Below are 21206 nucleotides of genomic sequence, written 5' to 3' on the forward strand. Positions count from 1 at the left end.
GCCGCCGGTTCCGGCCGCCGGTTCCGGCCGCCGGTTCCGCCGTTCACGAGGTGCGGCCGCCCCCCGTCATCCATTCGGAGTAGAGGGGCGGTGTGCGCCCCGCGGCCGTCGGCCCCGGCCCGGGGCGGGGCGGGCGGCCGTTTCCGGGGGGATTCTTTGCGGTGGCCCCACGTGCAAACAGGGCGAAAACGGGAAAATGCTCTCTATGGACACGATCCTCAGCGTGGACAAGATCCTGAGCGACATCGCGTGGTTCTTCGTCGTCGGCCTCGTCATCGTCGGCGTCCTGCTCGCCGGCTTCAAGCTGGGCCAGCGGGTCCGGGCGAAGGAACCGCCGCCGCCCACCCCCGAGAGCCAGCCGCACCTGCCCGAGGGCGGGGCGGTCCACGAGGTCCGCGAGGAGCGTGACCCGGTGGAGATCCCCGAGGGCGGTCTGCGGCCGCACGAGATGCAGGGCTACGGGAACTTCGGCTCCACCACCTCCAGCCATGCCGACGAGGTACGGGCCGAACGCGAGTCCGGCTACAAGAAGCCGGAGGGCCCGGGGCCGCACCCGCAGCCCGGGGCCCCGCCCGACGCGGGACGCGGCGCACACGCCTGAACACCACACCGACGGGCCTCTGACCCGCGCCTCCCGCGCAGGTCAGAGGTCCGTCCGTAGCCGCAGCACCTCCGGTGGCGGGTGGCGCGCCGAGCTGTGCCGGACCTCCGCCGCCAGCGGCGGGTCCAGCAGGCTGAACGGCACCTCGCCGAGCCCGGTCGCCGTGACCGTGGCACCGCCCGCGCCCCCTCCCCGGCCCCCTCCCCGGCCCCCTCCCCCGGCGGCCCGCACGCGCTCGGCGACGGCCGCGGCCAGCTCCGTGCGCAGCACCGCCGAGAGCGGGCTCGACACCAGCGGCGCCTCGTCCTCCTCCCCCGGCAGGACCAGTACGAGCGCCAGCGGGCGGCGCGGGGTGCCCGTGTAGCCGATCACCGCCGCGTCCCGCACGTTCGTGTGGCGGAGTTTGCGCCAGGCGCGCCTCCCGGCCGGGTAGGACTGGTCCAGCCGCTTCACGACCAGGCCCTCGATGCCGCTGGCGGGCAGGGTCTCGTACCAGGTCTCGGCCAGCTCCGGATCCGTCGTCATCGGCACCGGCTGGAGCGGCGGGCCGAGCGGCAGCAGCAGGTCGACCAGCAGGGCCCGGCGCCGTGCGTAGGAGCGGCCGCGCACGTCCACCCCGGCCAGCTCCAGCACGTCGAAGGCCGCGTACGAGGCCGGCAGGCTCTGCGCGAGCACCGCTGCGCGGGCCGCGGTGGCCGCCGCGCGCCGCTGGACCAGCGCGAAGTCCGTGCGGCCGGCGTGCCAGACGACCACCTCCCCGTCCAGCACGGTCCCGGCGGGCAACTGCCGTGCGGCCGCCGCGAGATCGGGGAAGGCCGCGGTGACGATCCGCCCGGAGCGGGCCTGGAGCGCCACGTCCTCCGCGGTGCGCAGCACGACCATGCGGTGGCCGTCGAACTTCGGCTCGTACGCCAGGCCCGCCGCCCGCGGCAGGGTCCGTACGGCGGTGGCGAGGGCGACCTGGACGGCCGGCGGGGTCACGGCAGGCTCCCGGCCCGTCCGGGGTCGGTCAGCGGGGCGAGGAGGTCGCCGTCGCGGGCCAGCCGGGGCGGGATGTCGTCGGCGAGGAACACCAGGTCGGAGGGGTCCCGGCAGGCTTCGACCTCCGCCCAGGAGACGGGCGCGGAGACGGTCGGCATGGGCCGGGCGCGCAGCGTGTAGGGGGCGGCGGTGGTCTTGGCGGCGGCGTTCTGGCTGTGGTCGACGAAGACCTTGCCGGGGCGGAGCGCCTTGGCCATGCGGTGCACGACGAGGTCGGGGAGCTCGGCCTCGGCCTCCTGGGCCAGGGTCTTGGCGTACGCGGACACGTGCGCGGAGGGGACCGGTTCGAGCGCCACGGCCAAGTGGAGGCCCTTGGAGCCGGAGGTCTTGGCGTACGCGGTCAGGCCGTCGGCGGCGAGGCGCTCGCGCAGCCACAGGGCGGCGGCGCAGCATTCGACGACGGTGGCGGGCGGGCCGGGGTCGAGGTCGAGTACGAGCCGGTCGGCGACGGCGGGAGCGCCGGCCCGCCACTGGGGGGTGTGGAACTCGACGACGAGGTTGGCCGCCCACATCAGGGACGCCAGGTCGGACACCACCACCTGTTCGGCCCGCTCGTCCTCGGAGCGGGGCACGGGGGTGGTCTTCACCCAGGCGGGCGTGCCGGGCGGCGGGTTCTTCGTGAAGAAGAGCTGGCCGTCCGGGCCGTCCGGATAGCGCAGGAAGGAGAGCGGGCGGTCCTTGATGTGCGCGAGGAGGGAGTCCGCGACGGTGGCGTAGTAGTGCAGCACCTCGCCCTTGGTGAAGCCGGTCCCCGGGTAGAGGACCTTGTCCAGGTTGCTGAGCGCGATGCGACGCCCCTCCACCATCGTGATCGGCGTCATACGATGAGATTGCCACGAATCAGGAGGAACCGTGCGATCCATTTGGAACGGGGCGATCTCCTTCGGCCTGGTCGGCATCCCGATCAAGCTCGTGAACGCCACCGAGAGCCACTCGATCTCCGTCCGTCAGATCCATGTGACCGACGGCGGTTCTCTGGGGGGGTAACGGCTGTCGCGCGCTGTTCTGCGGAGAATCAGGGCAGGTCAGAACCGATCGGGTGATCGCGTCGGCGTGCAACAGGTGTGGCGCGGGGTGGGTTCAGGCAGAGGCCCGCTTGGTGGTCTTCTTGGCCGCGGTCTTCTTCGCGGTGGCCTTGGCCGTGCTCTTCGTAGCGGCGGTGGTCTTCTTCCCGCCGGCTTCCTTCGGTGATGCGGCCGTCTTCTTCGCCGCGGAGCCTGTCGTCTTCCTGGCCGGAGCTGCCTTCTTCGCCTGAGCCTTCTTCGCGGTCTTGCGGACAGGCAGGGTCCGGACCTCGGCCGTCGTCTCCTCGGCAGCACCGCGCTCCCCACGCGACTCCTTGGCCGCGCGAACGCTGTTCTCCAAGGCGGCCATGAGGTCGATGACCTTTCCGCCCGTCGGGGCGGCTTCCTCTTCGTGCGGTAGCTCAACACCCTGGAGCCTGGCTTCGATCACCTGCTGGAGGGCTTCCTGGTACTCGTCGTGGAGGGTGGACAGGTCGAAGTCCTGGGACAGCATGTCCATGAGGGACCTGGCCATCTGCAGTTCCTGGGGGCGGATCGTGACCTCTCCCTCCGGCGCGACACCGGCGGCGGGCCGGACCTCGTCGGGCCAGAGACAGGTCTGCAGCACGAGCGTGTCCTCGTGCACTCGGAGCACGGCGAGCGACTCTCTCGACCGGATGGCGATCTTCGTGACGGCGATCTGTCCGGATTCGGTCAGGGCCTCTTTGAGCAGGGCATAAGGCTTGTCTGCCGCGCGATCGGAAGTGCCGACGTAATAGGCCTTGGAGAACATCAGCGGATCGATGGTCTCGGCATCGACGAAGGCCAACACGTCGATGAGCCTCTTGCTGGGGAGGGGGAGATCGGCGAGGTCTTCGTCAGACAGCATGATCACGCTGCCGTCCGGGGCCTCATAGCCCTTGGTGATCTCTTCGTACGGAATCTCGACGTCCTCGGCCTCACATACGCGCCGCAGCCGCACCCTGGAGCCGTCCTTCTCGTGCACCTGGCGAAGCGTAATGTCGTGCTCCTCCGTGGCCGTGAAGAGCTGGACTGGGATCGTGACCAGCCCAAACGATATAGCCCCCTTCCAGGTCGCCCTCATACCGCGCTCCTTCCCTGGGACCCTCAGGCTAAGCCGAGGGCAGGCACCGCGACACTCGGCGACTGCCCAGCACTGAAGGCCAGGCAGCAGGTCGGCGGTCGGCGCCCCCACCTCGATGCGATCCCGCCACGTAGCCACGGATCTGCGTGCCCGGCGGCCGGTCCGGTCATTAGGCTGCGAACCGGGGATCAAGATCAACGGGGGTGGACATGTCATTCGACGACGAGTGGTCGCAGATCAGGTCCGAGCAGGCCAGGATGCGCCTGAACCAGCTCGACGACGGCGGAGGTGGTGGGAGCGGCAGCGACGGGGCACCCGATCTGAAGACTTCGGCCGGTGACAAGAAGGCCGCGGCCGAGGCGATCCGGCAGATCTTGTGCCCGGACACTGCCAAGGCAGGCGACCATGCAGACGCGGCGACGACCGCCGCCCGGACCGCCTTCGGTGGCTGGGAAACGGCCTCCGCCCTGAAAACGGTCGACGAGACCTGGTCGGGCCAGGTGAAGCTGCTCCTGGGCCGGCTTACTGGCGAGGCCAACGCACTGAGCGGGGCCGGGCTGCTCTTCCAGCAGCAGGATCTTGCCGTCAGGGACGGGTACCAGCAGCTTCTGGGCGGGCAGGGGCGAAGCTGATGCTGAATTACCACGAGGTCATGACTACCGACTTCACCACCCTGGGCTCGGCCGCGACGGCCTGGGATGCCATGGCAGGGAAGTTCGAGTCGCTCAGGACAACGTACGAGAAGAAGGTGCCGTCCACCACTACCAGCGGCGTGTGGCTGGGCCAGGCCCAGCAGGTTGCCGCTCCCCGCTTCGCCGTCACCCGCAACGAGTACAGCAACGCCCAGATCCAGGCACGGGCCGTCGCCGCCCTGCTCCGCGACGCGGAGACCCTCTTCAACGAGCTGCGCGGCAAGGTCAAAGCCGCCGTGGATGAGGCGGTGGCCGCCGGGATGAAGGTCAGCGAAGGCGGGAACGCCTCGTTCGACTTCTCCAAGGTCGACGCCGCCACCGCGAACGCCGCCCGGCACGATCCCGACCTGGCAGAGGTGGAACGTTCCTGGACCCACCGGATCCAGCAGGCCGTGGACGCCTTCGAGGAGGCCGACCACGGCGTGAAGCTGGCGCTCGTGGACGCCGTCACCGATACGAACTTCAACGACGGCACCTTCGGCGGGTTCAACGGCAGCCGCCCCTACCCCTCGCTGGCAGCCGCCGCCAAGGGTGAGAACATGCCCAAGGATCGGGCGAAGGTCGCGGATTGGTGGCGCAGCCTGGACCCGGTGACGCGCGGCATCCTGCTGGAGGAGCAAGGCGACGCCCTCAAGAAGGCCGGGATCCTCGACCCTGCCTACCAGTGGCGTCAGGCTGACCCGGGCGCGGGTGGTTTCGGGACCGAGGAGCCCACCGCGCACGACGCCTACTTGCTGGCGCAGGCCGAGGCAATGATGGCCGGCGGGGACTTCGTCGGGAACACCGAGGCCTCCCGCAATCTCGCCCGCTATCTGGGCGGTACGGGTACGACGCTGCGGCTCGACATCGACCGCGCCATGAGCGACGACGGCAGCTTCCGCGCGGCGGTCGCCTCGGACATCTCCAACCACCAGGAGCAGTGGAAGCAGGAGGCACTGGAGGCTTTCGAGAAGTCAGGCGGTGCGCCGGTGTCGATCCCGGTGGAGACGAAGGCGGTCGGCGGCACATTCGAGGACCGCAATTGGTACCTCGGAGTCGGCTCCCACATGCGCAATGTCTCGGGGAATGTCTCGGTCGTGCCGGATGCGCAGGGACAGCCGAAGATCACCATGGATTACCAGGTCAACGTGTGGGACCGCTACAACTGGGATGCGGGCAAGGAGACCCCCATCGGTCCGGTCACCATCAAGGACACCGACATGGCCCGCCTCCACACCGTCGGTCTGGCACAGGAATTCGACATGCAGGGAAGCAGTTCAGCCAAACAGCACGACCTGGGTAGCGCCGACGCACCGGTAGTGCCCGCCGGGGATCCAGGACGCGACGGTACCCGCAAGGACCCCGCCCGGGGTGAGCAGGAAAACCGGTGAAGCGTACGACCCCCCTCGCCATCCGCATCGCTTATGCAGCGGTGACGGTCCTGCTGGCCCTCTCGGCCACTGCCTGTACCCACAGCGGCGACAGCAGCGCCCCGAAGACCCGAAGCGGGGGACCCGTCTGGGTAGAGGGCCAAGGCGCCACTGAGGCAGCCGGGTTCATGCGCGTCCAGACACCGACCGGCGCCACCGAAATCAAAGGGGCGGTGCAAAACAGCTTCCAGGACACCACCTACCTGATCGCCTTCACGGCAACGACGGCCGCCGCCGAGGCGTTCATCACCGATCTACGCCCCGAGGAAGCCCCGCGGGCCAGCACCCCGCGCGACCCCAAGACGTACACAACCATCACCCCGTGGTCCCACCTCGGCCTGCCGGAGCCGGAAACCGAGCAGAAGGTCCGGACCGCTTCGGTGTGCCCGCCCTGCATCAAGGACGAGCGCAGGTCCAACGTCCAGTCCATCACCATCTTCATCCAAGACATCGGCGACGGCCGTGCACGGGTCTACCTGAAGGCATTCTGACCTGGTGGGGTACGGCAGCGGTGGCACCTAAACGTCCCAATCCTCGGCTCACCCGGGTCGGTTCAGTGCCCGGGTGAGTTCACGATTGGCGGCTCGGGCTGCTTGCAGCTCTTCAGTCCGCTCGTCGAGCTGGGTGCGGAGATCGACTGCTTGCTGCTGGAGGGTGGTGATCTGACGCTGAAGGTGGTCGATGTCCACTGAAGCGCCAAGGCCGGAGTCGACGATCGAGATCGTTCGTTCGTGCCCGCCGACGAGATCGATCCGCTCCAGATGGACGCCGCGTACTACCTCGCGGCGAAGGCGGGCGGGGCGTTCGAGCCGGCGGAGGCGGTGGTGGAGCCGGCCGGCGGGCAGGTGATCGACCTGATGGCGGCGCTGGAGAACAGCGTGCGGGCCGCCAAGGCCTCGCGGGGCGAGGAGGGCCGGGACGGCGGTACGGAGGCGGAGGTGACCCCGATCCGGCGGAAGGCGGCGGCCGCCGCACCGAAGGCGGTGGGTGGGAAGAAGTCGACGGCCGGGGCCGCCGGCCGCAAGACGGCCGCGGCGGGGAAGAAGACCACGGCGAAGTCCGCTTCGACGGCCTCGGCCGCCAAGCCGGACCGCAAGAAGTCGACTTCGGCCGCCACCAAGTCCGTCTCCACGGCCAGGAAGTCCACCTCGGCGACCGTCAAGTCCGCGTCCACCGCCGCGAAGAAGACGGCAGCCGCGAAGAAGGCCGCGCCCCGCAAGCGGAGTTCGGCCTGAGGGAGACGGCTCCCTCCAGGGCCTGACCGGTGGATCAGGGCCTCGGCCGCGATCCGCCGCACAGGCCCTGGACCCACGCCGGGCGAGCGCGGGCCACGGCAAAGAGGGCTTCGACCTCAGGGGGTTTGAGGGTCGCCGGCGTGCCCCGCAGGAGGGTCGTCAGGGTCGGGGGCTGGAGGACCAGGACGTCACGCTGCGTCGGGGCCACCTCCACCCGGGAGGCGTCGGCCAGCGCGAGGGCCGGGGTGACCGGCGCGGCCAGCACCCGGGCGGCACGCGCCGCGGCCCGCCGGATCCAGCGGGGGTCGGGGCGGGGCTCGCCCCGGCCCACCGTCAGCAGCAGGTCCCCGACCAGGGCGCGCTGGCGGCGGCCCGGGACCGTACGGACGGCGAGGACGCCCGGCGGGCCGATGAGCAGGTGGTCCAGCAGCCCCAGACCGGGCAGGGGGACGTCGTGCAGGGCCCGCCAGTCCGACGCCTCCAGCAGGTCGACCTCCGCGCCGGTGCGCTGCCGGGCGTGGAGCTCCTGCCGCATGCGGTGCCGGGCGCGGCTGCCCGGTGAGCCGTACGCCAGCTCGCCCAGCAGGGTCTCGCCGGGCCGGTTCGGGGCCAGGTCCCGGTCGGGCGGCAGGCTCAGGCCGCGCAGCTCGGCGGGGGTGGGCACCGGGGGCGGGCCGATGGTCCAGCCGCGGGTCAAGTACGGGCGCAGGGCCGCCAGTACCGCCTCGCGCTGGTCGTCCGCCAGGACGCTGATCCGGTTGGCCTGCCGGTCGTACCAGGCCACCGCCCGGCCGTCGGGCCGGTTGACGTAGAGCCGGCCTCGGCCGGGCCGGCCGCTCGGAAGGACCTTGAGTCCGCGCATCGGCCTCACCCCCGCCGTCCATGGGAGCAGGCGGCGCGCCCCTGGGCAATCCCTCGGTTGTGTAACAGCTCCGTCGGCTCCCTGCGGCCTTCCTGTTACAAGGTCATCGCCCTACCGCAACGGCCGGGGCCTACTTTTGTGCCGTCTGGAAGCGCCAGGCCCTGACCGTTGCCGAGGGAATCCCGTGGAAACCGCCCGCCGCCGCACCATCGTTCGCGCCACCGCCGTGACCGCATGCGCCGGCGCACTGCTGGCACTGCCGACCGCCGCCGCGCTCGCCGACGGGGCACCGGCCGCCTCCGGCGCGCAGCGGACCCTGGTCAGCAGCATCTCCCTCGCGGACGGCCGGTCCACCGCCAAGGTGTACCGCCTCGCGAAGGACGCGTACCAGGCCGAGATCCTGCGCGCCGGCTCCAAGGTGGCCACCCTGACCAGCCGCGACGGGTCCACCGGGGTCGGCGCCGCCGGTGAGCTGCACGCCGCCCTGCGGCCCGACGGGCGGCTGTCCTCCTGGGTCGGCGACACCGTGCCCGGGGACGGCTCCCACGCGGTGGCCGGGGACGGCCACAAGACCGGCACCCGGCACGGCGGGGGTGGCGGCGGCCAGGTCGTGCCCGCTTCGCTGGACACCCCGGCGGGCGCCCCGGCGGACACCCCGGCCAAGGGGGGCTCCGGCGCTCCCGGCACCGCCGAGGCGCTGCGGCTGAACACCCTGGCCGACGGGCCGGGCGACGGCGTGCTGCTGCTCGCCGCGGGCGGCGGCATCGCGGCCATCGGCGCGGCCGGGCTGGGCTTCGCGATGCTGCGGCGCGGGCGTACGGACGGCTGACCGACACCTCTGGGCGACAAATGGGGTGGAGCTCCGCATAAGGTTGGCGGGATATCGACCATCGCCGACCGGCCGCGCGCAGAGGAGGGCCCCGTACGTGCGAACGCCCTCCGCCGCGGCGCTGCTGGCGGCGGCCCTGCTGCCGCTGGCCGCCGCCTGCGGGAACACCGGCGGTCTCGCCTCCGCCGGGCCGACCCCGACGGTCGGCGGACCCGTACACCTGTGGCCCGAGCGGAAGGGCGCCGAGGTGCCGCCCGCCGACCCCGGGGGCGCGCCGCCGGAGTACGTACGGGGGCTGCCGAAGGTCACCGACCAGAACGTGCACGAGGTCGACCCCGTCGCGCTGGTGCAGGCGGAACTGCGCGCCCACCCCGACATCAGCGTCGGCGCGGACGGCATGCCCGCGGAGACCGCCGCCGCCATCCGCGCCTGCGGGAAGACCGGACAGGACCCGGCGGCGTGCCCGGTGCGGCAGCCGTACTACCGGGACCTCACCGGCAACGGCAAGGACGAGCTGGTGATCGGCATCGAGTTCCCCGACCGGATGATGTCCGTACGGGTGTACACGGTGGACGCGGGCGGCCGGATCAACCGGATCATGGCCACCACCGAGACGGTGATCAGCGTGGAGCTGGCGGGGCGGGACGTCATCCTGCGCGTGCCGAGCGGCAACCCCGGCTACGAGCTGATCACCGCCTGGTCCTGGGACGCGAAGCAGCGGACGATGCTGCCGGAGCGCGAGCAGATCGTACGCGTCCCCGCCGGGTCGGCACCGCAGCCGGCTTCGCCGTCGAGTACGCCTCCGAACACCCCGTCGAGCAGCGCGTCGGTCACGCCGTGAGGGCGTGGCTGCCGGCCTGGACGGCCACGCTGACCTGGAAGTCCGCCTGCTTCATCGTGGTGATGTGCTGCTCGCTCGCGGCAGTGCTGGGCGTACTGGTGCACGTCGAGGTGACCCGGCAGACGGTGGCGGCGGCCCGGGACAAGGCGCTGGGCAAGCTGGACGAGGCCTCGTACGCGTACGAGGCGGGCGAGGCCCTGCCGCCGCAGTCGGGGCTCGACCCGGCGGGGCTGCCGCCGGAGCTGCGGGCGCTCGCGCTGAGCGGTCAGCGCGGGACGGTCGTCGGCGACGTCGGCGGACGGCCGGTGATGTGGGCGGCGGCCCCGGCCGACGGGCGGGCGCTGGCCACCCTCATCGACTACGGCCAGAGTGCGGGAACCATCCGGGGCCTGGACAACGCGATCATCGGCTCCTCCGTACTGGCCCTCGGCGGCACCCTGCTGATCGGCGCCTTCGCGGTGACGCGGGTGACGCGCCGGCTGCACCAGACGGCGACCGTCGCCCGCCGGATCACCCAGGGCGACCTGGACGCGCGGGTCGGCGACCCGCGTACGGAGGACCCCTCACGGCACCCGGACGAGGTGTCGACGGTCGCGGGCGCGCTGGACACGATGGCGGGGACGCTCCAGCGGAAGCTGCAGAACGAGCAGCGGTTCACGGCGGACGTGGCACACGAGCTGCGCACGCCGCTGACGGGTCTGCAGGCGGCGTCGGAACTGCTCCCGGAGGGACGGCCGACCGAGCTGGTGCGGGAACGGGTGCGCACGATGCGGCAGCTGACGGAGGACCTGCTGGAGATCTCCCGGCTGGACTCGGGGAGCGAGCGGGTGGACACCGACCTGCACCAGCTGGAGCGGCTGGCACGGCGGGTGGTGCGGGCGTCGGGGCTGGAGACCGAGGTGGTCGTGGTGCGGGACGCGCACGTGGAGACGGACCGGCGACGGCTGGAGCGGGTCCTCGGCAACCTCCTCGCCAACGCGCACAAGCACGGGCGGGCGCCGGTGGTGCTGACGGTCGACGGGCCGGTGGTGACCGTACGGGACCACGGGGACGGGTACCCGGAGTACATCCTCACGGGCGGACCGCAGCGGTTCCGCAGCGGGGGCAAGGGACACGGCCTGGGCCTGACGATCGCGGCGGGCCAGGCGGAGGCGATCGGTGCCCGCCTGGAGTTCCGCCGCGCGGCGGGCGGCGGCGCGGAGGCGGTCCTGACCCTGCCGTCGCCCTAGCCGGGCGGGGGGTACGGGGCTTGCGGCGCGGGCCCGCCATCGCCCCCTCGACCCGGTGGGGCGGGGCGGCGGTTGCCCACCCGCCTCCCGTCTGCGGGCCGGTGGGGCGGGGAGCGGTGTCCCCTCGGGCGGTCTCACAGTCGGCTTGGGGGCTTCCCGTCAGTCCCATCGTCCTTCCGTGTCGGGCCGGTCCCTCAAGGGCGCTCCTTCGTCGCGTCGCTTCGCGATGGCCTTCGGCCACCCTTGACCGACCGACCCGCCCCGGAAAGCCGAAAGACTGCCGGGAAACCCCCAAACCAGCCCTGACACCGCCCCGCCAGGACCCCGCCCCCGAAGCCCCCGCCTCAGCGGCCGCCGCTCCGGGGCTTCGTCCACGGCCAGCGGAGCTTCGGCCTTTCGCCCGTCGGGGAGTAGGTGTACTTCCACCCCTTCTGGAGCCCCAGCCGCTTCGTGTAGCCCGACGGCACGCGTTCGTACAGCAGTACCGTCGGGGGGCCGCCGTCCGCCGACGGGACCGGGATCTCGTACCACTTCGGCGGGTGGCCCGTCGGGCCCACGAGGATCGGGAGGACGCGGCCGTCCATCGGCCCGCCCTCGAAGGGGGTCGGTTCGCTTCTCACCCCACCAGTGTCACAGCAGGTGCGCCGCCTCGGAGACCACCGGGATCACGCGGCGGGCCAGGACTCCCGCCGGGCCGTCGGGCCGTTCCAGGGCGAGGGCCGCGCGGGCGGCGGTGGCCGTCTCGGGGTCGGTGGCCGCCGTGGCGGTGAGGAGGGCGATGAACTGGTCCACCAGCCAGTCGCGGAGGGTGGCCACCTCGGGCTGTTTGCCCTCGTCGATCCAGATCAGCGAGGCGGCCTCCACGGCCGTGATCCAGGTGCGGACCATCATCCGCAGACGCGGGCCCGGGGCGGGCACGCCGAGGTGGAGCAGGATCTGCTCGGCGGCTGCGCGGCGGATGCCGTCCACCGTGGCCGTGGTGCGTGAGGTCTCCACGACGCTGCCGCCCTGGAGCAGCGCGGCGAAGCCGGCGTCGTGCTCGTCGACGAAGGACAGGTAGCGGTCCAGGACCCGGGACAGCCGCTGGGTCAGCGGGCCGGTCTGGGGTTCGGCGAAGCAGAGTTCGAGGACGTCCGCCGCCGAGCGCAGCGCGGCTTCGTACAGCTGCTGCTTGCCGCCCGGGAAGTAGCGGTAGACCAGCGGGCGGGAGACGCCCGCGGCCTCCGCGACGTCGTCGAGGGAGATCTCCTCCGGGGCGCGGTGCGCGAACAACGACAGTGCGGCGTCGAGGAGCTGGGCGCGCCGCTCCTCGACGCTCAGTCTGCGGTACGCCCGTACGGTCATGCCCGCAGAGTAGACGACCCGTCTACGCGAGGAGGCCGGAGCTGCGCCAGAGCCTGCGGCCGACGCCGCGCAGGACGCCGATGTCGTCGAGGAAGTCGGTGAGCCGCTTGGCGCCGGTCTGCATCACCTCGCGGCGGTGGCCGCTGGCCTTGACCTGGGCGACGGCTTCGCGGCGGTCGAGGCCGACGTTCTCGTAGACGGCGGGGTTGACGAAGGCCACGGAGAAGACGCGGGCGGCCTCGCCGCAGCTGATCCGGGTGAGTTCCTGCTCCCAGCGCGGGGCGGTCAGCATCTGGCGGCGCAGTTCCTCGCGGGCGTAGCGGACGTGCCGGGCCTCTTCGATGACGTGGATCCGGGTGACGCCGCGGACGAGGGGCTGGATGCGCTCGTCCGGGAAGGTCAGGCGCTGCATCCAGTCGAGGATCTCCTCGCCGAGGAGGGTGCAGGCGAAGGAGCCGGGGGTGGTGGAGACCGTCTTGAGGACGCGGGCGAGGTTGTGGTTGAGCCGGGTGACCGGGTACTCGGGGGCTCCGCCCTTCTGGATCATGCGGGCGAACATCATCGAGTGCCGGCACTCGTCGGCGATCTCGGTGAGCGCGTACCGGACGTGGTTGCTGGTCAGCGATTTGTCGTAGATGTGCCGGACCAGGAGCTGCATGAGGATGATCTCGAACCAGATGCCGAGGGAGGCGAGGGACGCCGCCTCGTGGCGGGAGAGGTCGATGCGCTGCTCCTCCCCCATCTTCTTCCACATCGGGGTGTCGTAGAGGGAGAGCAGCTCGGGCGGCCAGTAGTACTTGCCGTCGATCGGCGGTGCGTCCCAGTCGAGTTCCCGGTCGGGGTCGAAGGAGTGCTTGGCGGAGGATTCGAGGAGTCGTTCGGCGATCTGCTCGCGGTCCTTGAGGAGGCCGAGGGCGTCCCTCAGCGCGGCTCGTTCCGTCACTGTCGTCATGGCTTCGGGCACCTCGCGGTCGGGTTACCTGCGGTCACCCCTTATGAGACTCCCTGTCAGCAAGGTCGTCAATCCCTCCCGCACGACTTGTTGACCCCGCGTCTACCAACGTGTGACTCTGCCAACTGTCCACTCCCGCAAGGCAGTACGCGAAACGCGGTACGCGGTACGCGAGACGAGGAGGCGTCAGTGTCGACGCACGAGCTCTACACCCAGGCCCCGGACGAGCCCGTGTGGCCGGTGCCCGCCTCCGGTGCGGCCCGCTTCAGCTGGGAGTACGACGGGGGACGCGACCGCCTCCTCGCGCTGTACCAGAAGGGCAAGGACAAGCAGTGGGACGGCGCCAAGCGCATCGACTGGGACATCGAGGTGGACCCGTACGACCCGCTCGGCACCCCCGACGAGATGCTGACCCTCCACGGCACCCGGCACTGGGACCGGATGACCGAGCGGGACAAGGGCGAGCTGCGCCAGCACTACAGCGCCTGGAACTTCAGCCAGTTCCTGCACGGCGAGCAGGGCGCGATGGTGTGCGCGGCGCGCATCGTGGAATCCGTACCGGACCTGGACGCGAAGTTCTACTCCGCCACCCAGACCATGGACGAGGCCCGGCACGCCGAGATCTTCGGACGCTTCCTGCACGAGAAGGTCGGGATGCTCTACCCGATCAACGACAGCCTCCAGGGGCTGCTCGGCGACACCCTGCGCGACTCCCGCTGGGACATGCCCTACCTCGGCATGCAGGTGCTCATCGAGGGGCTGGCGCTGGCCGCCTTCGGGATGATCCGCGACACGACGGACAAGCCGCTGCCGAAGCAGATCCTCGCGTACGTGATGCAGGACGAGGCCCGCCACGTGGCCTTCGGCCGCATGGCCCTGCGCGACTACTACAAGCAGCTGACGGACGCCGAGCTGCGCGAGCGCGAGGAGTTCGTCATCGAGGGCTGCCACCTGATGCGCGACCGGCTGCGCGGGGTGGAGGTCCTGGAGAACTTCGGCATCCCGAAGCGGGAGGCGGTGGAGTACACCGAGCGGTCGGAGTTCCTGCACCTGTTCCGGAAGCTGCTGTTCAGCCGGATCGTGCCGTGCGTCAAGGACATCGGGCTCTGGGGGGACCGGCTGCAGAAGGCGTACCTGGAGATGGGGGTCTTCGAGATGGGCGACTCCAACCTCGACCTGCTGATGACCCAGGACGAGGAGATCGCCGAATCGCTGGACCGCGAGCGCTTCGCGACCGAGGAGCGGGAGCGGGTGGCGGAGGTGGAGGCCGCCATCCAGGAGGGCGCGCAGGCCTGACGGTGCCGGCGGCCCCCGCCGGCGGGGGCCGGGCGGGCGCCGGCGGGGGCCGGGCGGGCGCCGGCGGGGGCCGGGCGGGCGCCGGCGGGGGCCGGGCGGGGGCCGCGGGCGTCACCGCGGGGTCAGCGCCGCCTCCATGACCGCCCGCGCGATCGGGGCCGCCGCGCCGTTGCCGCTGATGTCCCCGCGCACCGCCGAGGCGTCCTCGACCACCACCGCCACCGCCACCCCCGGCTGCGGGGCGTCCTGCCCGCGGGCCCAGGCGATGAACCAGGCGTAGGGGGTACCGGCGTTGCCCACGCCGTGCTGCGCGGTGCCGGTCTTGCCGCCGACCAGTGCGCCGGGGATCGCCGCGTTGCGCCCGGTGCCGTCCTCCACCACCTTCACCATCAGCTCCTGCACGCGCAGCGCCGTCGCCGGGCTCATCGCCCGGCTCAGGGTGCGCTGGTCGGCGCGCCGCACCAGGGAGCCGTCGTCCTGGGTCGTACGGTCCACCAGGTAGGGGGTCCGGAGCTCGCCCCCGTTGGCCACCGCCGCCGCGACCATGGCCATCTGCAGCGGGGTGGCCTTGGTGTTGAACTGCCCGATCGAGGAGAGTGCCAGCTGGTCGGGGCTCATGTCGGTGTCGAAGTTCGACCGCGACACCCACGACGGCACCCGCAGTCCGTCGTCGTTGAACCCGAAGCGGGCCGCCGCCTCCGCCATCCCCCGCAGCCCGACGCGCACCCCGATGTCGGCCATCACCGTGTTGCAGGACCACTGCACCGCCTCCGCCATCGAGGCCTCCGCGCAGCCCGTGGCCGCGTTCGGCAGCAGGGTGCTGGTGCCGGGCAGCCGGTACGGGTCCGGGGTCCGGGTCGGGGCGTCGACGTCGGTGACCACGCCCGCGTCGAGGGCGGCGGCCGCCGTCACGATCTTGAAGGTGGAGCCGGGCGGGTAGGTCTCGCGCAGCGCCCGGTTGAGCATCGGCCTGGTGGGGTCCGCGTTCAGCCGCTCCCAGGCCGCCTTGACCCGCGTACCGGTGCCGGAGAGCAGGCCCGGGTCGTACGAGGGGCTGCTGACCAGGGCCAGGATCCTGCCCGTGGCCGGTTCGATGGCGGCGACCGCGCCGCGCTTGCCCCCGAGGCCCCGGTACGCGGCCTGCTGTACGGCGGCGCGCAGGGTGGTCGCGGCGTTGCCGCCGCCGGGGCGGCCGCGCGAGAGGTCGTACCAGAGCGGGAAGACGGACAGTCCCGGGTCGGTGCCGGAGAGGACGGCGTCCTCGGCCCGCTCGACGAAGCTGGTCCCGTACGTCTGGGAGGAGAACCCGGTGACGGGCGCGTAGAGGGGGCCGTCGGTGTAGGTCCGCTCGTAGCGGAGCAGCTGGCCGCTGTCGCGGGAGCCGGTGACGGGCCGGCCGTCGACCAGGATGTCCCCGCGGGGTTCGGAGTAGCGCTCGATGGCGGGGCGTTTGTTGGCGGGGTTCGCCCCGTAGGCGGCGGACTCCCACACCTGCACCCGGGCGATGTTGGCCAGCAGGGCGGCGAGCAGCAGGGCGCAGAAGTACGCGCACCAGCGGATGTAGCGGATCATGCGGCCGCCTCCTGCGCGGGTCGGGGCCTGCGGGCGCTGTCGCTGAGCCGGACGAGGAGGGCGACGATGATCCAGTTGGTGACCACGGAGGAGCCGCCCTGTGCGAGGAAGGGCATCGCCATGCCGGTGAGCGGGATCAGCCCGGTGACGCCGCCCGCGATGACGAAGACCTGGAGGGCGACGATCGAGGCGAGCCCGGTGGCGAGCAGCCGGCCGAAGGGGTCGCGCAGCGCGAGCCCGGCGCGGAAGCCCCGGGACACGAGGAGCCCGTAGAGGAGCAGGATGGCGGTGAGGCCGACGAGGCCGAGCTCCTCGCCGGCGGTGGCGAGGACGAAGTCCGACTTGGCGGCGAAGCCGATGAGGAAGGACTGGCCGTGTCCGAGGCCGGCGCCGAGCAGGCCGCCCGCGGCGAAGGCGAAGAGGGACTGGGCGAGCTGGCCGGGGCCGTCGCCGCGCTCGATGGAGGCGAAAGGATTCATCCAGTCGTTGACGCGGCTGTGCACGTGCGGCTCGAAGGTCCCGACGGCGTACGCGCCGAGGGCGGCGAGCAGCAGCCCGATGGCGATCCAGCCGATCCGCCCGGTCGCGGTGAACAGCATGATCACGAAGAGGCCGAAGAAGAGCAGCGAGGTCCCGAGGTCCCGCTCCAGTACGAGCACTCCGACGCTGAGCAGCCAGATCGCGAGGATCGGCCCGAGCACCCGGCCGGGCAGGAGGCGGAGCTTCCAGAAGAGCCGGCGGCCGGTGAGGGCGAGGGCGGTTCGGTTCGCGGCGAGGTAGGCGGCGAAGAAGAGGGCGAGCAGGATCTTGGCGAACTCCCCTGGCTGGAAGGAGAGCCCGGCGAAGCGGATCCAGATGTGGGCGCCGTTGACGGCCGGGAAGAACACGGGGAGCAGCATGAGGGTGAGGGCGGCGGTGACGGACAGGTACGCGTACCGCTGGAGCGTCCGGTGGTCGCGCAGCAGGGCGAGCACGAGGACGAACAGCACCACCCCGAGCGCCGACCACCTCAGCTGGTCCCCCGCCCCGGGCTGCCCGGGGGTGGCCAGGTCGAGGCGCTGGATGAGGACCAGGCCGAGCCCGTTGAGCAGGACGGCGATGGGCAGGAGGAGCGGATCGGCGTACGGGGCCCGGAGCCGCACGGCGAGGTGCGCGAGCAGCGCGGCTCCGCCGAGCCCGGCGGCGTAGGGGGCCGCTGGCCGGCTGGTCTTGCCGTCGGCCGCGAGGCCCACGTAGAGGTGGCCCAGTACGGAGATCAGGACCGCGCCCGCGAGGAGCGTCAGCTCGATGCCGCGGCGCTTGGCGGCGCGGGCGCCGGGGGGCGGTGGCGGAGCGGGCTCCGTCACCTTCGCCGTCAGAGCGGTCATATGGTGAAACGTAGCAAGGTCGCGGCTGGTATGTCCGCTTATGTCATAGGGTGCCGAAGAGTCGTCAGAAACGGTCAGGAGTGAGGAGCCCCGGCTCATGGGACCTGTGGAATTCATCGTCCTCGCCTTCCCGGAGGAACAGCTCCGGGTCCCGGCGGTCGAGGCCGTGATGGGGCTGCGGAAGACCGGGGTGGTCCGGCTGATCGACGGCCTCGTCACGACGAAGACGGCCTCGGGGGAGGTACTGGCGGCGGAGTTCGACGAGTTCGTGGAGCTACGGGGCATCCTGGCCGGCCGTGACGTGGCCCGGCTGATCGGCCCGGAGGACGTCCACGAGGCGGCGGAGCTCCTGGACCGGGGCAGCTGCGCGCTGCTGCTGGTGGTCGAGCACGTGTGGGCCCAGGACGCGGCCGTCGCCGTACGGGCGGCGGGCGGGCGGATCGTCGGCTCGGTCCGGATCCCGGCGGAGCGGGTGGGGGTGGCGTGATGTTCATCCGGCCGGTGGGCGTCACGGTCAAGGCAGCGGTCCGCCCGGCAGGCCGCCCGCTCCTGCGGGGCCTGCTGCGACGGGCGGCGGGCGCGGCGGAGTGGGCGCAGGCGGAGGACAGCGGGGAGGCGGTGGTGGAGGGGTTCGGGGACGAGTACGGGGACGAGTTCGGGGACGAGTTCGGGAATCGGGTGGGGGGCGGTTACGGGGATCGGGTCGGGGGCGAGTTCGGGCACCGGGTCGGGGAGGTGGGCGAGGGGCCTTGGGCGGAGGAGCCCGGCCCGGCCCCCACCGCCGAGGAGGAGCCGCAGCCTGCTCCGCCGGAGGCCCCTTCCGCCCCCGGCCCGGGGGCCCCGGCGGCCCCACCGCCGGCCGGGAGCCTGGTGGCAGAGCTGCGCCAGCTGGCCGACCTGGTCCGGGAGGATCTCCTGACCCCGGAGGAGTTCACGACGGCGAAGGCCCGCCTGCTGGGGGGCGGGGGTGCGGGGGCGGCGTCCTAGCGGGGCGGTCTCAGGGCTGGTTTGGGGGCTTCCCGTCAGTCCCATCGTCCTTCCGTGTCGAGACGGTCCCTCAAGGGCGCTCCTTCGTCGCGTCACTTCGTGATCGCCTTCGGCGACCCTTGACCGACCGTCCCGCCCCGGAAAGCCGAAAGACTGCCGGGAAACCCCCAAAGGAACGGTCACGGGGCAGGAGGGGAGGAGCGGCCGCGTCAGCGACGAGGCGGCGGGGCCGGGCGTCGGCCGGCCGGGCATGCGGGCCCCTGGAGCCCTGCTTCAGGGCTGGCGGCCCGGCCACCCGCACCCACATGCCGGCCGAACCAGCCCAAGGAACCGCCGGCGCAGCAGATCGCTACGCGCTCCTCATTCTTTTCAGCGGCCGACGGCCGTCCAGGGCTGATACCTGCACCTAATGCTGATCAGAGCGGTGCGGGAAGCGGATGGGCGCGGCAGATCGCTACGCGCTCCTCATATCTCGGCGTCCGACGGCCGCCTGGGGCTGATACCTGCACCACATGACGAGCAGAGCAGCGGACGGCCTGCTCGCCCATCCGGGACTGGTGGTCGATCCGGCCGTAGGCCGGGCGGCCTACGGCCGGATCGCCGCATCGCAGCGGTGATCCTAGATTCGGGACGTTCGCCCGCTTTTCACCGAAAGGGCCGCCCGTATGACACGCCGTTGGTTCGCATCCGTTCTGTGCACGCTCGCACTGCTCGCGCCCGGGTCCGCGGCCTCGGCCTCGGCCTCGGCCTCGGCCGCCAATCCCCCGACCGAGCTGCGGGTACTGACCCGCAATCTGTACCTGGGGGCCGACCTCGGGCCGGTGCTCGCGGCGACGAGCCCGCAGGGGCTCGTCGCCGCGGTGACCGCGGCCTATGCGAACGTCCAGGCGACGGACTTCCCCGAGCGGGCCCAGGCGCTGGCCGACGAGATCGTCCACGCCGACCCCCACCTCGTCGGTCTGCAGGAAGCGGTGCTGTGGCGGAGCCAGACCCCCGCCGGGCCGGGCGGCGCCACTCACGTCGAGTACGACTTCCTGCGGATCCTCCTCAAGGCGCTCGCCGCCCGAGGCAAGCACTACAAGGTCGTCGCGAAGATCACCGTGGGCAGCGACTTCGAGGCCCCGAGGTCCACGCCGAACGGACTGCAGGACATCCGGCTCACCGACCGGGACGTGCTCCTGGCCCGCACGGACCTGCGCGACTTCTCCGTGGCCAACGTGCAGACCGGCCGCTTCCAGAACTTCCTGCCGATCTGCCGCCCCGTTCTGGGCTGCCCGCCCAATCCGCCCCTGCGCATCGAGCGCGGCTGGGTGGCGGCCGACGCCACCGTGCACGGCCGCACCGTCCGGGTCGCCACCACGCACCTCGAACCCGCCTCACCCGCCGTCCAGGAGGCACAGGCCGGCGAGCTGCTCACCGGCCCCCTGAACACCAAGCTGCCCACAGTGCTCCTCGGCGACCTGAACTCAGCGGCTGACGGAACCGGCACCCAGAGCTACAGCCGTCTCCTCGCCGCCGGTTTCAAGGACGCCTGGACCGCCACCCGGCACCGCGACCCGGGGTTGACCTGCTGCCAGGCCCCGGACCTGCGGAGCCCCTCCTCCACCCTCACCCGGCGCATCGACTACGTCCTCTTCCGGGGGCGCATCACCGCCCGGACGGCCCACACCCTGGGCGACACCCAGGCCGACCGCACCCCGTCGGGCCTGTGGCCCTCCGACCACGCCGGCGTCAAGAGCGTCCTCAGGCTCTCGTAGCCAGTGCCTTCTGATACCACGACACGTCCCAGAAGCGCCCGAACTTCCGTCCCACCTGCTCCAGGCGGCCGACGTGCCGGAAGCCGAGGCGTTCATGGAGCCGCTGGGACGCGTCGTTGGGCATGGCGATGCCGGCGAGCGCCATGTGGACGTCCTCGTGCGCCAAGGCCTCGAAGAGCGATCCGTACAGCAGACCCCCGACCCCGCGTCCCACGTGCTCGGGCGCCAGATAGACGCTGGTCTCCACGGAGGTGGCGTAGGCCGGCTTCGGCCGGAAGGCGCTGCTCGTCGCATACCCGAGGAGCTTCCCGCCCTCCTCGGCCACGAGGAGCCGGTGCGGCCCTGACGCGGGATGGGCCAGCAGCCAGGGCCGCCGCTGGACGACGGTCAGCGGCTCGACGTCGAAGGTTACGGGGGTCTCGGTGACGTAGTGGTTGTAGATGCGGGTCAGCTCTTCGAGGTCGTCCTCGACACCGGGCCGGATAGTCATCCACGCGACGGTACACGGGACTCGTTACGCCGCCGTTTCGCCCTCAGGCGGGTTCCACGCACTGGGCTCGCCGCCACTGTCTGGTGTCCCGCTGCAGGCACAGTTGCACACAGGCCGCTCCCTATCGTCGCCAGGTCGATGAAGTACGACGTTAGAGAGGGATCCCGCTACGCGGCCAGAAGGCCTATGTCCACGGCCAGGCGGCTGGCTCGCTGTCGCCGCCCGGGGAGACGGGATGCCGTTTCCTCCAGCACGATGGCCCGCGCGTAGCCGTTGTACCGGGTCGTCTCCGGAGCCACCGCGTGGGCCTGCTCCAGCGTTGCCAGCGCCGCGTCCGGCTTTCCGTCCAGCTGGTAGGCGCGAGCCTGCTCGATCCGGTGTCGGGCCCGGCGGGGCAATGACGGAATGACCGCCCTTGAGGGACCGGCACGACACGGGCAGGGAGGCGGGTGGGCAACCACCGGCCGGTCCCGAGGGGTCGAGGGGGAGATAGCGGGCCCGAACCGTAGCCCCCCGCCCCCAACCGGGTGACGCCCCCCGACCCACCACGGCGGCTGGCCGCCCCTTCCCCCTCCCCGTGGCAGCATCGGGCG

General features: G+C 72.1%; 22 protein-coding genes and 2 pseudogenes. 13 read left to right on the forward strand and 11 right to left on the reverse strand.

Annotated elements, in window-relative coordinates; all coding sequences use genetic code 11:
• Positions 1-205: 205 nt before the first annotated feature.
• Positions 206-601, forward strand: coding sequence for a DUF6479 family protein (locus ACZ597_RS01915; RefSeq protein WP_471323645.1), 396 nt, complete (start codon positions 206-208; stop codon positions 599-601).
• 42 nt (positions 602-643) lie between these two features.
• Here the strand turns inward: ACZ597_RS01915 and ACZ597_RS01920 are convergent, their stop codons facing one another.
• Both ACZ597_RS01920 and ligD read right to left on the reverse strand, forming a co-directional pair.
• Positions 644-1582, reverse strand: coding sequence for an ATP-dependent DNA ligase (locus ACZ597_RS01920; protein WP_471323648.1), 939 nt, complete (start codon positions 1580-1582; stop codon positions 644-646).
• Positions 1579-2463: a non-homologous end-joining DNA ligase gene (gene ligD / locus ACZ597_RS01925; RefSeq protein ID WP_471323651.1), complete on the reverse strand. Its 885-nt coding sequence runs from the start codon at positions 2461-2463 to the stop codon at positions 1579-1581. The genes ACZ597_RS01920 and ligD overlap by 4 nt, the downstream gene beginning before the upstream one ends.
• 31 nt (positions 2464-2494) lie before the next feature.
• Here ligD and ACZ597_RS01930 point away from each other — a divergent pair.
• Positions 2495-2620 (forward strand): annotated as a pseudogene (locus ACZ597_RS01930) (non-homologous end joining protein Ku); the annotation flags it as partial.
• 102 nt (positions 2621-2722) lie between these two features.
• Here ACZ597_RS01930 and ku read toward each other — a convergent pair.
• Positions 2723-3751, reverse strand: a complete 1029-nt coding sequence (ku, locus tag ACZ597_RS01935) for a non-homologous end joining protein Ku (protein ID WP_471323653.1) — start codon at positions 3749-3751, stop codon at positions 2723-2725.
• A 209-nt stretch (positions 3752-3960) separates the two neighbouring features.
• Here ku and ACZ597_RS01940 point away from each other — a divergent pair, with 209 nt between their 5' ends.
• From ACZ597_RS01940 to ACZ597_RS01955, 4 genes are all read left to right on the forward strand, one after another.
• Positions 3961-4383 carry a hypothetical protein gene (locus ACZ597_RS01940; protein ID WP_471323656.1) on the forward strand — a complete coding sequence of 141 codons (423 nt, stop codon included), beginning with the start codon at positions 3961-3963 and terminating at the stop codon, positions 4381-4383.
• Between the two features lie 20 nt (positions 4384-4403).
• Positions 4404-5813, forward strand: coding sequence for a hypothetical protein (locus tag ACZ597_RS01945; RefSeq protein ID WP_471323659.1), 1410 nt, complete (start codon positions 4404-4406; stop codon positions 5811-5813).
• Entirely contained in the window at positions 5810-6343 is a 534-nt protein-coding gene (locus ACZ597_RS01950; RefSeq protein WP_471323662.1) for a hypothetical protein, read from the forward strand. The genes ACZ597_RS01945 and ACZ597_RS01950 overlap by 4 nt, the downstream gene beginning before the upstream one ends.
• Before the next feature lie 240 nt (positions 6344-6583).
• Positions 6584-7087 carry a hypothetical protein gene (locus tag ACZ597_RS01955; protein ID WP_471323664.1) on the forward strand — a complete coding sequence of 168 codons (504 nt, stop codon included), beginning with the start codon at positions 6584-6586 and terminating at the stop codon, positions 7085-7087.
• 34 nt (positions 7088-7121) lie between these two features.
• On the opposite strand, the gene ACZ597_RS01960 is transcribed toward ACZ597_RS01955, so the two are convergent.
• A complete protein-coding gene (locus tag ACZ597_RS01960; RefSeq protein ID WP_471323667.1) occupies positions 7122-7949 on the reverse strand; it encodes an NERD domain-containing protein in 828 nt (275 codons plus the stop codon).
• A gap of 184 nt (positions 7950-8133) precedes the next feature.
• Between ACZ597_RS01960 and ACZ597_RS01965 the strand changes: the two genes are divergently transcribed.
• The 3 genes from ACZ597_RS01965 (at position 8134) to ACZ597_RS01975 (ending at position 10848) form a co-directional block, all read left to right on the forward strand.
• Complete coding sequence (locus ACZ597_RS01965) at positions 8134-8778, forward strand: hypothetical protein (RefSeq protein ID WP_471323669.1); 645 nt, start codon at positions 8134-8136, stop codon at positions 8776-8778.
• A 97-nt stretch (positions 8779-8875) separates the two neighbouring features.
• The gene (locus tag ACZ597_RS01970; RefSeq protein WP_471323672.1) at positions 8876-9619 is read left to right on the forward strand and encodes a hypothetical protein; all 744 of its coding nucleotides are present in this window, start codon (positions 8876-8878) and stop codon (positions 9617-9619) included.
• Positions 9616-10848: a histidine kinase dimerization/phospho-acceptor domain-containing protein gene (locus ACZ597_RS01975; RefSeq protein ID WP_471323674.1), complete on the forward strand. Its 1233-nt coding sequence runs from the start codon at positions 9616-9618 to the stop codon at positions 10846-10848. The genes ACZ597_RS01970 and ACZ597_RS01975 overlap by 4 nt, the downstream gene beginning before the upstream one ends.
• Positions 10849-11192: 344 nt before the next feature.
• Here the strand turns inward: ACZ597_RS01975 and ACZ597_RS01980 are convergent, their stop codons facing one another.
• Genes ACZ597_RS01980 through ACZ597_RS01990 form a run of 3 tightly spaced genes read right to left on the reverse strand, consistent with a single transcriptional unit; the run spans position 11193 to position 13144 of the window.
• Positions 11193-11468, reverse strand: a complete 276-nt coding sequence (locus ACZ597_RS01980) for a hypothetical protein (protein WP_471323676.1) — start codon at positions 11466-11468, stop codon at positions 11193-11195.
• A gap of 10 nt (positions 11469-11478) precedes the next feature.
• Positions 11479-12192 carry a TetR/AcrR family transcriptional regulator gene (locus ACZ597_RS01985; RefSeq protein WP_471323678.1) on the reverse strand — a complete coding sequence of 238 codons (714 nt, stop codon included), beginning with the start codon at positions 12190-12192 and terminating at the stop codon, positions 11479-11481.
• Positions 12193-12214: 22 nt separating this feature from the next.
• The gene (locus ACZ597_RS01990) at positions 12215-13144 is read right to left on the reverse strand and encodes an AurF N-oxygenase family protein (RefSeq protein WP_386273241.1); all 930 of its coding nucleotides are present in this window, start codon (positions 13142-13144) and stop codon (positions 12215-12217) included.
• 189 nt (positions 13145-13333) lie between these two features.
• Between ACZ597_RS01990 and ACZ597_RS01995 the strand changes: the two genes are divergently transcribed.
• Positions 13334-14440, forward strand: coding sequence for a ferritin-like domain-containing protein (locus ACZ597_RS01995; protein WP_471323682.1), 1107 nt, complete (start codon positions 13334-13336; stop codon positions 14438-14440).
• Between the two features lie 111 nt (positions 14441-14551).
• Here ACZ597_RS01995 and ACZ597_RS02000 read toward each other — a convergent pair whose 3' ends face one another.
• Both ACZ597_RS02000 and ACZ597_RS02005 read right to left on the reverse strand, forming a co-directional pair.
• A complete protein-coding gene (locus ACZ597_RS02000) occupies positions 14552-16012 on the reverse strand; it encodes a penicillin-binding transpeptidase domain-containing protein (protein ID WP_471323685.1) in 1461 nt (486 codons plus the stop codon).
• Positions 16009-17379, reverse strand: coding sequence for an FtsW/RodA/SpoVE family cell cycle protein (locus ACZ597_RS02005; protein WP_471323688.1), 1371 nt, complete (start codon positions 17377-17379; stop codon positions 16009-16011). The genes ACZ597_RS02000 and ACZ597_RS02005 overlap by 4 nt, the downstream gene beginning before the upstream one ends.
• 97 nt (positions 17380-17476) lie before the next feature.
• Between ACZ597_RS02005 and ACZ597_RS02010 the strand changes: the two genes are divergently transcribed.
• The 3 genes from ACZ597_RS02010 (at position 17477) to ACZ597_RS02020 (ending at position 20123) form a co-directional block, all read left to right on the forward strand.
• Positions 17477-17866, forward strand: a complete 390-nt coding sequence (locus ACZ597_RS02010) for a DUF6325 family protein (protein ID WP_361605227.1) — start codon at positions 17477-17479, stop codon at positions 17864-17866.
• Positions 17866-18366, forward strand: a complete 501-nt coding sequence (locus ACZ597_RS02015) for an SHOCT domain-containing protein (protein WP_471323691.1) — start codon at positions 17866-17868, stop codon at positions 18364-18366. Before ACZ597_RS02010 ends, ACZ597_RS02015 begins: the two co-directional genes overlap by 1 nt.
• Before the next feature lie 665 nt (positions 18367-19031).
• Positions 19032-20123 (forward strand): endonuclease/exonuclease/phosphatase family protein, encoded by a 1092-nt coding sequence (locus ACZ597_RS02020; RefSeq protein ID WP_471323694.1) that lies wholly within the window; start codon positions 19032-19034, stop codon positions 20121-20123.
• Here ACZ597_RS02020 and ACZ597_RS02025 read toward each other — a convergent pair.
• Both ACZ597_RS02025 and ACZ597_RS02030 read right to left on the reverse strand, forming a co-directional pair.
• Positions 20110-20613 (reverse strand): GNAT family N-acetyltransferase, encoded by a 504-nt coding sequence (locus ACZ597_RS02025; RefSeq protein WP_471323697.1) that lies wholly within the window; start codon positions 20611-20613, stop codon positions 20110-20112. The two genes, ACZ597_RS02020 and ACZ597_RS02025, sit on opposite strands and share 14 nt — an antisense overlap.
• A gap of 167 nt (positions 20614-20780) precedes the next feature.
• Positions 20781-21023, reverse strand: a pseudogene (locus tag ACZ597_RS02030) (XRE family transcriptional regulator); the annotation flags it as partial.
• Positions 21024-21206 lie beyond the last annotated feature (183 nt).

Source organism: Streptomyces sp. NPDC040718 (assembly GCF_055593565.1).